The following is an 11,459-nucleotide window of genomic DNA, read 5'->3' as shown; positions in this document are numbered from 1 at the left end:
CATCGACCCAGAACAGACCCTGCCACCCGGTGACGTCGACGAGGACACCGCCCAGCAGAGGTCCGGCCGCAGCTCCGACAGCGGCGGCCGCACCCCACAGGGAGACCGACCGCAGCTGCGAGCCGCCCTCGTTGGCGACCGTCAGGAGGCTCAGGCCGCACGCGAGGATCGTCGCCCCGGCCGCGCCCTGGATGACGCGTCCGGCGATGACCATGCCGCCCGACCCTGCCAGCGCGATCACCAGGCACGACCCCACGAACAGGAGCAGGCCCAGCTGGAAGATGCGCTTGCGCCCGAAGACGTCGCCCAGCGACCCCGAGGTGACGATGACCGCGGCACCGACGAGCGAGTAGCCGGTCACCGCCCACTGGAGCGTCGCGACCGAGGTGCCGGTGTCCTTCGAGATGGCCGGCAGGAGGATGCTGACCGCCGAGGTGTTGGCGTTGACCACGAGCGTCGAGATGCACGTGACGACCAGGACGCCTCGCGCGCCCGTGCTCGCCTGTGCGACATGCCCCATGGCCTGCCCCTTCCGCGTGCCGACCCGCCACGGGCCTCATGGTCACCACGCTAGGGATGCGCACCCTCGCACCCCTCACCCTCCACGGGCGAGGACACCCCGGGCGAGGGTCTCTCCTCCGGTTGTCGGGCGGCGGACCTGGCAGCAGAATGTAGGAGCCGCCCGTCCGGGGCGGCCACTTCGCACCCAGGAGGACGTATGACGACCACCCCCGAAGAGCCGCTCAACGACGACGACATCACCAGCAGCCCGGCCGGTGTCACACCGACGCCCGGCGGCGATGCCGACGGGACGGACGGCGGGGACGCCGACGGGACCGATGGCGACGCCACGGACACGACCGACGGCGACACCACGGACTCCGATGGCACCGACGGTGACGGGACCGACTCCGACGGCACCGACGGCGACGCGACGGACACCACGGACGGCGACGCGTCCTGACCGTGCCCGACTCCGCGCTCGACCTGCTCAGCGGTGACGCCCAGACCTTCCTGTCGAAGGTCTGGGCGTCGCGCGTGCACCTGCACCGCGCCGATCCCGACGACTTGATCGCGCTGCTGTCGCTCGAGGACGTCGACACCCTGCTGACGTCGTCCGCGATCCGTACCCCGTCCATCCGGCTCGCGCAGGACGGTGCCGTGCTCCCGGAGTCGGCCTACACGCGCGGCGCGACCCTCGCCGGCAAGCCCCTGACCGGCCTGGTGGACTCGCGCAAGGCCCTCGCGCTGTTCGAGGGCGGTGCGACGATCGTCCTCCAGGGGCTGCACCGCTACTGGTTGCCGATCACCGAGCTGGTCGCCGAGCTCGAGCTCGAGCTCGGGCACCCGTGCCAGGCCAACGCCTACCTGACGCCGCCCGGCGCGCAGGGCTTCGCGGTGCACTCCGACTCCCACGACGTGTTCGTGTTCCAGACCGCCGGCTCCAAGCAGTGGGAGGTCCACGGTCCCAACGGGGCCGAGGACGTGCTCCTGGAGCCCGGCCTGTCGATGTACCTGCCCACCGGCACCCCGCACGCCGCGCGGGCCCAGGACACCGTCTCGCTGCACGTCACGATCGGCATCAACCAGCTCACCTGGCGCGGCCTGGTCGAGCGCAGCGTCGCCGACCTCGTCGCCGCGGTGCCCGACCAGCACCTGCCCGCCGGACATCTCGACACCCCCGGCGACCTCGCCGAGGAGCTCGCCCGGCGGCTCGAGTCGTTGGCCGCGCAGATCCGCGAGGTCGACGCGGTCCGCGCGGTCGAGTCCGAGGTGCGCCGATTCCTCACCAGTCGCAGTCCGCGGCTCGCGGGAGGACTGCACGACGTGCTCGCCGCCGGCGCGATCGACGACTCCACCCCGCTGCGTCGGCGCCCCGGCCACCCGTGCGTCCTGATCCCCCGCGGCGACCGGGTCGAGGTCCTGCTGGGAGACCGCTCCCTCGACATGCCCGGCTGGCTCCGGCCGGCACTGGACGAGCTGCGCGCGCGCCGCGATCTCGTCCCGGCCGACCTGGCCGAGTCCCTCGACCCGCAGAGCCGGCTCGTGCTCTGCCGCCGCCTCGTCCGGGAAGGACTGCTCGAGGTCGTCCGGTGACCTCGCGCGACCCGGCGTTCCGCTGCGCCACCACCAGCACGCAGCGCGACGAGCCCGCGGGCGGGACGGCGTCGAACGTACGAGCGTTCCTGCTGATCGAGCACCCCGGGCCGTGGGGCGTCAACGCGCTGCGCGACGCCAGGCTGCCCGACGGGCTGGGCGAGTCCGTGCTCCGCGCGGGTGCCTCGGCGCGGGTCCGCCCGTTGCTTGTCCGCCGACCCGACCGCAGCGCCCATCCCGAGGGGATCCGGGTGTTCGCGGCCTTCGCGCACCCGTCCCGCCCCTGGGTGGAGACGACGGTGTTACCCGATCCGCACCAGCTCCTCGACCTCGACCTGACGGCGCTGGGCGCGGGTCGCTCCCCCGGCCTGAGCCCGTACGACGGGACGCTCCTGTGCGTCTGCACACACGGTCGCCACGACGCCTGCTGCGCCGAGCGCGGCCGGCCGGTCGCCGCGGCCCTGGCCGTCGCCCGTGCCGAGGACACCTGGGAGGTCTCCCACATCGGCGGCGACCGGTTCGCGGGCAACATGCTGGTGCTCCCCCAGGGTCTGTACTACGGACGCCTGGACCCCGAGTCCGCGCTGACCGTGGCCGACCGTCATGCCGCCGGGGAGCTCGAGCTGGACCACCTGCGGGGGCGTTCGTCGTACGCGATGCCGGTGCAGTTCGCGGAGATCGCCCTGCGACGGGAGCTGGGCGAGGCCCGGATGGACGCCGTACGGCTGGTGTCGCGCCGGCGCGAGGGCGACATCACCGACGCGGTGTTCCGGGTCGCCGGCAGCGAGTGGCACGTACGGGTCCACACGACCCGGGGCACCGACACCTTCCAGCTCACCTGCCGCGCGACACGGGACAACCCCACGTCGCTCCACAAGCTGGTGGCCATCACCACGAGCGGGTGACCTCGAACGCTCAGTCCGTCGTCGCCGAGACCAGCAGATCGTCGGCGAGCAGGCTCAGCCCCACGCGGGTCCCCGATCCGCAGGTCCTGCACGGTCGTGGACGCCGAAGACGGTGACCGGCAAGATCCTGCGGCGTGAGCTGCGCGACGTCTTATGGGATACCCGTCCCGTGCACCGCACCGGAGCCCCTGCCCTGCGCCTTCGCAGGTCAGGGGCTCCGGTGTCGGCCCCGCCCCACCCAATGCATCGTGCACAAAGCCGGCCTCAAGGTTCGTCCCCGCTGACGTAGGCGCCAGCCCAGGATCGGCTTAGTGTCGTGGCTCACGGCGAACGTGGCGTGAATCACACACCAGATCGATGGAGGACGGATGCATCTCGGATACCTGCCCTGGGGCGGTTCACATGTGTTCCAGAGCCGCCGGCATGAGGTCGGGCTGCGCGACGACCGGATCGAGCTCAGCTACGCCGAGTTCGAGGTACGGGTCGAGGCCTTCGCCGAGCAGCTCGGCAGGCACGGCTTCGGTCGGGGGGACGTGCTCGCGATCATGTTGCCCAACCGGATCGAGCTTCTCGTCGCGATGTTCGCCGCCTGGCGCCTTGGCGGCGCGGCCACTCCGGTCAACCCGGTGTTCACCTCCCACGAGGCCGACTACCAGATCGAGGACTCCGAGGCGACCGTCGTGGTGAACCTCGGCCCCGACGCCCCCACCGGCGGCCGCACGGTCATCCACGTCGACGACATGCAGACCGAGCGTCGAGGCGACACGGTCGACCCGGCCGACCTGTCGGGCGACGACCTGGCCCTGCTGATCTACACCAGCGGTTCCACCGGGCGTCCCAAGGGCGTGATGCTCGACCACGCCAACGCCGAATCGATGTCGGGCACAATGGCCCAGCACCTCCGGCTCACGCACGAGGATCACTGCATGCTGATCCTGCCGCTGTTCCACGTGAACGCGATCATGGTCAGCGCGCTCGCCACCATGCGGTCCGGCGGTCAGCTCAGCGTGGTCGGCCAGTTCTCCGCGACCCGGTTCTTCGACCAGGTCGAGCGGCTGCGTCCGACCTACTTCTCCGCGGTGCCCACCATCTACGCGGTCCTCGCCTCCCTGCCCGCAGACGTCAAGCCCGACACCTCCTCGCTGCGCTTCGTGATTTGCGGCGCAGCACCGGTGTCCCAGGAGCTGCTCGAGAAGTCCCAGGAGCGCTACGGCTTCACGATGGTCGAGGGCTACGGCCTCACCGAGGGCACCTGCGCCTCCGCGTGCAACCCCGTGGACGGCATCCGCAAGCTCGGCACGGTCGGCCCCGCACTGCCCGGTCAGCGGCTCGCCATCGCCGGACCCGACGGCCAGCACCTTGCGCACGGCCAAGTGGGCGAGGTCCTCATCTCCGGCCCGACGGTGATGCGCGGCTACCTCAACAAGCCCGAGGCCACGGCGGAGACCGTTGTCGACGGCTGGCTCCACACCGGCGACATCGGTCGTCTCGACGAGGACGGCTACCTCGCCATCGTCGACCGGGTGAAGGACATGATCATCCGGGGTGGGGAGAACATCTACCCCAAGGAGATCGAGGCGGTCCTCACCGGCGTCGAGGGTGTCCTCGAGGCCGCCGTCGTCGGCCGGAACGACGAGATGTACGGCGAGGTGCCAGTCGCCTACGTCAGCGTCTACCCCGGCTCCGAGCTCACCGAGGAACAGCTCCTCGCCCACTGTCGCCAGCACCTCACAAGGGTGAAGGTGCCCGAGCGCATCGACATCGTCGGCGCCCTGCCGAAGAACCCCGTCGGCAAGATCGACAAGCCCGCCCTGCGTCGCTCCCTCCAGAGCCAGCCTGCCTGACGCAGCCGGCCTGCCAACGTCAACCACCCAGCAAACGGTCCGCGCGAGTCATGCGCAGGACTGTCCTGCCCCAATGAAGGAGAAACCTGTGGGATTCAAGACCGCAGACATGCCGCCGGTGGACCCGGCGCAGTTCGAGTCCATGCCGTTCATGCAACGCATGCAGATGCTTGCCACGCACTGGGCCGAGTACGGGTTCGGCAGCCCGAAGACGAACCACATGCTCTACATCTACAAGCTGGTCTTCTACGCCGTCATCGGCACACTGATCGTCGGTCTGACCACCCCGGGCCTCGGCGGACTCACGCACTTCGCCAGTTGGTGGGGTGAGCCGATCGTCTATCAGAAGCTGATGGTGTGGACCGTCCTGTTCGAGATCACCGGCCTCGCCTCCTCCTCGGGCCCACTGGCGTTCAAGTTCAAGCCGTTCATCGGCGGCTTCCTTTACTGGTCACGCCGCAACACGCTGCGACTGCCTCCGTGGCCGACCAAGGTGCCCTTCACCAAGGGCGACCACCGCACCACCTTCGACGTGGCCCTCTACTCGGTCATCCTGGCGGTGCTCGGCTTCCTGCTGCTCACCCCGGGCGCCGACACCCCAGCGCTGCCGGGTAGCGACGCCGGGTTGCTCCCGCAGTGGGGCCTGCTGGCCTACGTCGGTCTCATCATCGTGATGGGGCTGCGTGACAAGGTCGTCTACCTCGCCGCCCGGTCCGAGCAGTACGTCGCGGTGATGTTCTTCTTCGGCATCCTGTCCCACCACGTCGACATGATCCTGGTCGCCAAGATCGCCATGGTCTCGATCTGGTTCGGTGCCGGGGTCTCCAAGTTCGGGCACCACTTCACGAACGTTGTCCCGCCGATGGTGAGCAACACCCCGTGGATCACCTCGCTGAGGTTCAAGCGCTCGCTCTACAGGGATTTCCCCCATGACCTGCGCCCGTCGAAGGTGTCGTGGGGCTTCGCCCACGTCGGCGGCACCGTCGTCGAGCTGGTGCTGCCGCTGGTGCTGCTGTTCTCGACCAATGCGACCATCACCTGGTTGGCCATCGCCGGCATGATCCTCTTCCACGTCTTCATCACCTCGACCTTCCCGCTCGCCGTGCCGCTGGAGTGGAACGTCTTCTTCATCTTCGCCGTGGCCTGGATCTTCGGCGGGTTCCCCGCCTGGGACGGCTACGCAGTGACCGACATCAGCTCGGCGTGGCTGCTGCTGCCGGTCGTCGCGGCCTTCGTGACGTTCCCGATCCTGGGCAACCTGCGCCCCGACTTGGTCTCCTTCCTGCCCTCGATGCGGCAGTACGCCGGCAACTGGGCCTCGGCGACGTGGGCGTTTCGCGGTGACGCGGCCGAGAACAAGCTGAACACCCACCTGGTGAAGTACAACGCCAACCAGATCGACCAGCTCTCCGGCGCGTTCGGCAAGGAGATCGCCGAGATCTTCATGCAGAAGGCGATGGCATGGCGCACCATGCACAGTCAGGGCCGCGGCCTGATGTCCCTGATGATGCGCCATCTCGACCAGCTGGAGAACTACCGGATCCGCGAGGGCGAGTTCGTCTGCACCACCATGGTCGGTTGGCAGTTCGGCGACGCCCACCTGCACAACGAGCCGACGCTGACCGCACTGCAGAAGCGCTGCAACTTCGAGCCCGGCGAGTGTGTCGTGGTCTGGGTGGAGTCCCAGCCGATCCACAAGAGGACCCAGGAGTACAAGGTCATGGATGCGGCCCTCGGTGTCGTCGAGCGTGGCACCTGGAACGTCGCCGAGGCAGTCAACGAGCAGCCATGGCTGCCCAACGGTCCCATCCCGCACACAGTGACCTGGCGGATGCCCGGCTACGAGCCGGCCGGGAACTACCTGCACCCGGCCCCGCAGCAGGCCGGTTCCCCGCGGCGGGGAGTTCCCGCACCCGATGCTCCGACGGGTGACGAGGTCGCGGTGTGACCAACGCAGTCGTGGTCGGTAGCGGGCCCAACGGGCTCGCTGCCGCCCTCACCCTCGCCGCCGAGGGCGTGCAGGTGCGGGTGCTCGAGGCCGCTGACACCGTCGGCGGCGGCACCCGCACCAGCGAGCTCACGGTGCCCGGCCTGTTGCACGACGAGTGCTCGGGCTTCCACCCGCTCGCGGTCGACACCCCCTTCTCGCGACGGTTCGACCTGTCTGCCCACGGCCTGCAGTGGCTGTGGCCGCAGGTGCAGTACGCTCACCCGCTCGACGGAGGACGGGGCGCAGCCGTCTGGCAGTCGGTGGAGGACACCGCCGCCGCACTCGGCGCCGACGGCCGGGCGTGGCGCTCGGTCTTCGGCTACCTGAGCGAGCACTTCGACGACATCGCCGAGGACTTCCTGCGGCCGATGCTGCATGTGCCGGCACACCCGATCAAGCTCGCCCGGTTCGGCCTGCTCTCGCTGCCACCGGTGACGATGCTCGCTCGGCGCTGGTCCACACCCGAGGCCCGGGGCCTCTTCGCCGGCGTCGCGGCGCACGCGCTGCGCCCGTTCGGCTCCCCGGTCTCCTCGGCCATCGGGGTCGCGCTGGGCACCGCCGCGCACCGCTACGGTTGGCCCGTGGCACAGGGCGGCTCGGTGTCCATCGCCACGGCCGTCACCTCGCTGCTCGAAGAGTACGGTGGCACGGTGGAGACCGGCGTCCGCGTGGAGTCCCTGGCCGAGCTCGACTCCCCCGACATCGTGATGCTCGACGTCGCCCCCGGCGCCGCGGTGCGCATCACCGGCGACGCCATGCCGGCGCGGATCGCCAGGGCGTTGACCCGCTACCGACACGCACCAGGCACGTTCAAGGTGGAGTTCGCCGTTCATGGCGGGGTGCCGTGGGCACACGAGCAGTCCCGGCTCGCGGGCACCGTTCACGTCGGCGGCAGCCTCGAGGAGATCGCCGCGGCCGAGGCCGACGTCAACCGGGGCCGGATGCCCGAGCGACCATTCGTGCTCGTCGGGCAGCAGTTCCTCGCCGACCCCTCACGCGCGCAGGGTGACGTCGTACCTGTCTATGCCTATGCGCACGTGCCCGCGGGCTACACCGGGGACGCCACCGCGGCACTGGAGGCGCAGATCGAACGGTTCGCGCCCGGCTTCGGTGACCGCGTGGTCGCGCGGCATGTGCGCTCGGCGGTGCAGATGGAGCAGCACAACCCCAACTACGTGGGCGGCGATGTCGTGAATGGCGCGAACGACGCGCTGCAGCTGGTCTTCCGGCCGCGTCCGGCACTCGACCCCTACACCGTCGGTGTGCCGGGGGTCTACCTCTGCTCGGCGGCCACCCCGCCGGGGGCGGGCGCGCACGGGATGTCGGGCTACAACGCCGCCCTCTCGGCTCTGAGACGATTAGAGGCGTGAAGACCCGCCGCCGAGCCCCCGCGTCATGAGCGACCACGTGCCGCACCGCCGGACCGTCCCCCCCGGCTCCCCTGAGGCCGCGGAGATCGCGGGACTCACGGCCGTGGTCGGCGAGCGCCTCCAGCGTCGGTACGACGAGCTCAACGCCAGCATGAACGATGCGATCGAGGAGGCGATCGCGGACCTGGGCGACCCGGAGCTGACCGACTTGCTCCACGCGAGCGTCGAGGGGAACATCGCCACGATCCTGTACATGCTCCGCAACGACATCCCGCTCGAGCGGATCCAGCCGATCACCGCGGCCACGGAGTACGCCATCCGCCTTGCCCAGCGCGGCGTGTCCGGTGCCTCCCTGCGGCGCGCGTACCACTTCGGCTCCGACGACCTTCTGGGGCAGGCCTTCGAGGAGGTGCGGCAGATCGACGTCGATCCCGACACCCGCCTGCGGTTGCTGCACCACCTCGCCGGCTGGATGCACTCCTACGTCGACTGGATCACCGGGATGGTGCTCGCGGCGTACGAGGATGAGCGGCGTCAGGTCGAGGAGCGGAGCGCCTCGATCGCCGCGTCCCTGGTCCGCGGTGTCCTCGACGACGCTCCGGGTGCCCAGCAGGGCTTCGCCGAGCGGACGGGATACCGCCTGGACCAGCACCACGTTGCCGGGGTGGTGTGGATGGCTGCGGCGAACGCTGCGGTCGATCACACCGACGGGCTCAAGTCCTTGGCCGACGAGCTGGCCGGGGCCACGCTCTCGACCGGTGCCCTGTTCACCCCCGTCGACCGCAGCACGGCCTGGGTCTGGTGGGGCCGGGGAACCGACGACGGGCCGCTCGCATCGGACGTGGTCCGGACGGTGCTGGCCGAGCACGAGCACGCCCGGGTCGCTCTCGGCGAGGCTGGCCGCGGAGTCGCCGGCTTCAGGACCAGCCACCGTCAGGCGGGGGCTGCGCGGGACCTGGCGAGCGTGGCTCGCACGGGGCAGCAGCTCACCTCCCACAGCGACCGTGCCGTGGCCGTGGTGTCGATGCTGCTGCACGACCTCAACGCCCTCGCCGGTTGGGTGACCGCTGTCCTGGGACCCCTGTCAGCGAATACCGACAACGCCGCGCGGCTGCGGGAGACGCTGTTGACGTTCCTGGTCACGGGCAGCAGCTACCAGGTCACCGGAGAGCGGCTGCTGCTGCACCGCAACACCGTGAAGTACCGCGTGGGCCGCGCTTTCGAGCTGCGGGGCAGGAGCCTGGACGAGGACCGTCTGGACGTCGAGCTGGCGCTGGAGGTGGTGCGGCTTCTCGGCGACGTGGTTCTCCAGTGAACGCCGCGCTGCCGCCGGCGACCACGATCCACCGCCCGCCCTGCCGCCGCGTCGATGGGTTGTGACCACATCGGTGCCCATAGAGGACATACCGGACTGATGTCTCACGACATCCCGGACTGGTCGTGATGCTGCGGGAATCTCACCAGCGCCGAGTCGTCAACGCCATCACCGGCGAGCTCCTGCGCGAACTGACCATCGACACCAGCCGCGACTACCAACCCCGCGGAAAACCCCAGAAATGACAGAAGACCGAACCCCTTACAGGTTCGGTCTTCCGGGATGTCCTGAGACATCACACTGTCGGGCTGACAGGATTTGAACCTGCGACCCCCTGTTCCAGAGCGCCTCCCCAATGGTTTTGCTCGATCTTGCCAAGACACGCTCTGACCTGCGCCGATGCACTCGAAGTCCGCCCTCACGTTGGACTGCAGATGCCCCTGTATGCGCCCATTTGCCCGAATAAATGGTGAATAAATGGTGAGCGCGCGGTTGATCAGAACAGACCAAGTCGTTCCATCAAACCTTCGGCCGCAGTACCGATGGCCCCACCGTGACCAACGGCCTCAGCTGCCTCCGCCGCGCTGGCTTCGTCACCGGGCCGCTCGGGATATTCCAGCTCATTACGTCGCCGGCGCAACGCGCCGAACTGCCGGAAGCCCTGGCCGAACTGCGCGCGTACGCTCGCTCGACCGCATAGTGTCCACCTTTGGTGGTGGGCCGGAGACCCTGGCGGGCAAGCACCGCTGCTGCAGACGATGATCAATGCCCTGCTCTCAGCCGACGCCGATGCGGTGGTCGGGGCCGGCGCCTGTGCTGGTTACCTTCGGAAGAAGTGCCGTGCGTCAGGGGGGCACCCACTTCGGGTTGATCAACTAGCGCCGACAAGTTCTTGGAAGTTCTTGGGAAGCTGCGCGGTGACGTCGTCGAACTCTCCGGGCGCGACGGCCTCACGGACCGTGGTGAACACCGCTCGTATGGCTGCGCTGGCCCGATCGCTGTCGATCCCGGAGCGCTCGACCACCCGTCGGACGAACTCTTCTGCGTCGAACGGCTGGGCGGGCTCGTCCGCACCCGTCAGGTGCGGCTTCAACTCCTCGGGCAGCTGTGCCGCCAGGTCCTGCGCCTCGCCGCCACTGATTCTCTCCGCCAGCGTCTGCAGGGTGGCTGCGGTCAGAGCCTCGGCAGCGCTGAGGCTGACGTCGGCGCGCTGTCCAACCTTCGTCATGAACTCGTCTTGCTTCATGTCACTCTCCCTCGGTCGTCAGGTGCTGGCACGGCACGGTCGAGTCCGACGCCGCACCACAGCCATCACGGTGAGACTGAGCCACAACTCTCCTAGCGCGACGAAGGCCGGTCTATCGGCAAGACGGCCGACTGCCTGTTGCGATACAGAAGCGCGGGCGGCGGACGGAGCCACTACTCGCTGAAGTAATCCAGCGCTTCTCGATCGAGGTTTCGGTCGGCGTGGACGAGAGCAGGTGACGAACATCGAGCGCCGTTGGCGACAAGTTCGCAAGGACACCGGGCTGGACTGGGTCACGCCGCATACGTTCCGAAAGACCGTGGCGACTCTGATCGCGGAGCGTGTGGATGCGGAGACCGCGGCCAGACAACTGGGACACTCGTCGTCCGTGATCACTCGGGAGTTCTACATCTCGAAGCCGGCCATAGCGGCAGATGTGGCTCATGTGCTTGACGAACTGGCCCACCGCGCCGAGGGCGAGCCTCGGGCAATACATGGTGAATAAGTGGTTAATAGGGCTTTCGAGCTCAAATCACAAACCGCCCCTAACCAGCGTTTCCGCTGGTCAGAGGCGGTTTTTCTGTCGGGCTGACAGGATTTGAACCTGCGACCCCCTGACCCCCAGTCAGGTGCGCTACCAAGCTGCGCTACAGCCCGTTCGTACCGAAGAGGAACTTTACCGCAGGCCCGCC

The 11,459-nt window shown here is 69.1% G+C and carries 10 protein-coding genes and 1 tRNA gene; 8 read left to right on the top strand and 3 right to left on the bottom strand.

What is annotated here, in order from left to right; genetic code table 11:
- Nucleotides 1-520, bottom strand: a 520-nt coding sequence (locus tag JWQ91_RS15565; protein ID WP_297786195.1) for an MFS transporter, incomplete at its 3' end; no start/stop codon positions are given.
- A 198-nt stretch (nucleotides 521-718) separates the two neighbouring features.
- Here JWQ91_RS15565 and JWQ91_RS15560 point away from each other — a divergent pair.
- The 7 genes from JWQ91_RS15560 (at nucleotide 719) to JWQ91_RS15530 (ending at nucleotide 9,521) form a co-directional block, all read left to right on the top strand.
- A complete protein-coding gene (locus JWQ91_RS15560) occupies nucleotides 719-964 on the top strand; it encodes a hypothetical protein (RefSeq protein WP_297786192.1) in 246 nt (81 codons plus the stop codon).
- A 2-nt stretch (nucleotides 965-966) separates the two neighbouring features.
- Nucleotides 967-2,097 carry a cupin domain-containing protein gene (locus JWQ91_RS15555; RefSeq protein ID WP_297786189.1) on the top strand — a complete coding sequence of 377 codons (1,131 nt, stop codon included), beginning with the start codon at nucleotides 967-969 and terminating at the stop codon, nucleotides 2,095-2,097.
- Nucleotides 2,094-3,002, top strand: coding sequence for a sucrase ferredoxin (locus tag JWQ91_RS15550; RefSeq protein WP_297786186.1), 909 nt, complete (start codon nucleotides 2,094-2,096; stop codon nucleotides 3,000-3,002). The genes JWQ91_RS15555 and JWQ91_RS15550 overlap by 4 nt, the downstream gene beginning before the upstream one ends.
- A 368-nt stretch (nucleotides 3,003-3,370) precedes the next feature.
- Nucleotides 3,371-4,846, top strand: a complete 1,476-nt coding sequence (locus JWQ91_RS15545; protein ID WP_297786183.1) for an AMP-binding protein — start codon at nucleotides 3,371-3,373, stop codon at nucleotides 4,844-4,846.
- An 88-nt stretch (nucleotides 4,847-4,934) separates the two neighbouring features.
- Nucleotides 4,935-6,794 (top strand): DUF3556 domain-containing protein, encoded by a 1,860-nt coding sequence (locus JWQ91_RS15540; protein ID WP_297786180.1) that lies wholly within the window; start codon nucleotides 4,935-4,937, stop codon nucleotides 6,792-6,794.
- A complete protein-coding gene (locus JWQ91_RS15535) occupies nucleotides 6,791-8,206 on the top strand; it encodes an NAD(P)/FAD-dependent oxidoreductase (protein ID WP_297786177.1) in 1,416 nt (471 codons plus the stop codon). Before JWQ91_RS15540 ends, JWQ91_RS15535 begins: the two co-directional genes overlap by 4 nt.
- Before the next feature lie 25 nt (nucleotides 8,207-8,231).
- Nucleotides 8,232-9,521 carry a helix-turn-helix domain-containing protein gene (locus tag JWQ91_RS15530; RefSeq protein WP_297786174.1) on the top strand — a complete coding sequence of 430 codons (1,290 nt, stop codon included), beginning with the start codon at nucleotides 8,232-8,234 and terminating at the stop codon, nucleotides 9,519-9,521.
- 871 nt (nucleotides 9,522-10,392) lie between these two features.
- Here the strand turns inward: JWQ91_RS15530 and JWQ91_RS15525 are convergent.
- Nucleotides 10,393-10,767 carry a DUF2267 domain-containing protein gene (locus tag JWQ91_RS15525; RefSeq protein WP_297786170.1) on the bottom strand — a complete coding sequence of 125 codons (375 nt, stop codon included), beginning with the start codon at nucleotides 10,765-10,767 and terminating at the stop codon, nucleotides 10,393-10,395.
- A gap of 235 nt (nucleotides 10,768-11,002) precedes the next feature.
- Here JWQ91_RS15525 and JWQ91_RS15520 point away from each other — a divergent pair, with 235 nt between their 5' ends.
- Nucleotides 11,003-11,272 carry a tyrosine-type recombinase/integrase gene (locus JWQ91_RS15520; RefSeq protein ID WP_297786167.1) on the top strand — a complete coding sequence of 90 codons (270 nt, stop codon included), beginning with the start codon at nucleotides 11,003-11,005 and terminating at the stop codon, nucleotides 11,270-11,272.
- Nucleotides 11,273-11,350: 78 nt separating this feature from the next.
- On the opposite strand, the gene JWQ91_RS15515 is transcribed toward JWQ91_RS15520, so the two are convergent.
- A tRNA-Pro gene (locus JWQ91_RS15515) sits at nucleotides 11,351-11,424 on the bottom strand.
- Between the last annotated feature and the right edge of the window lie 35 nt (nucleotides 11,425-11,459).

The sequence above is a fragment of the Aeromicrobium sp. genome (genome assembly GCF_025965075.1).
In the GTDB taxonomy this organism is placed as follows: domain Bacteria; phylum Actinomycetota; class Actinomycetes; order Propionibacteriales; family Nocardioidaceae; genus Aeromicrobium.
This window is presented reverse-complemented; position numbering and strand designations above follow the sequence as displayed.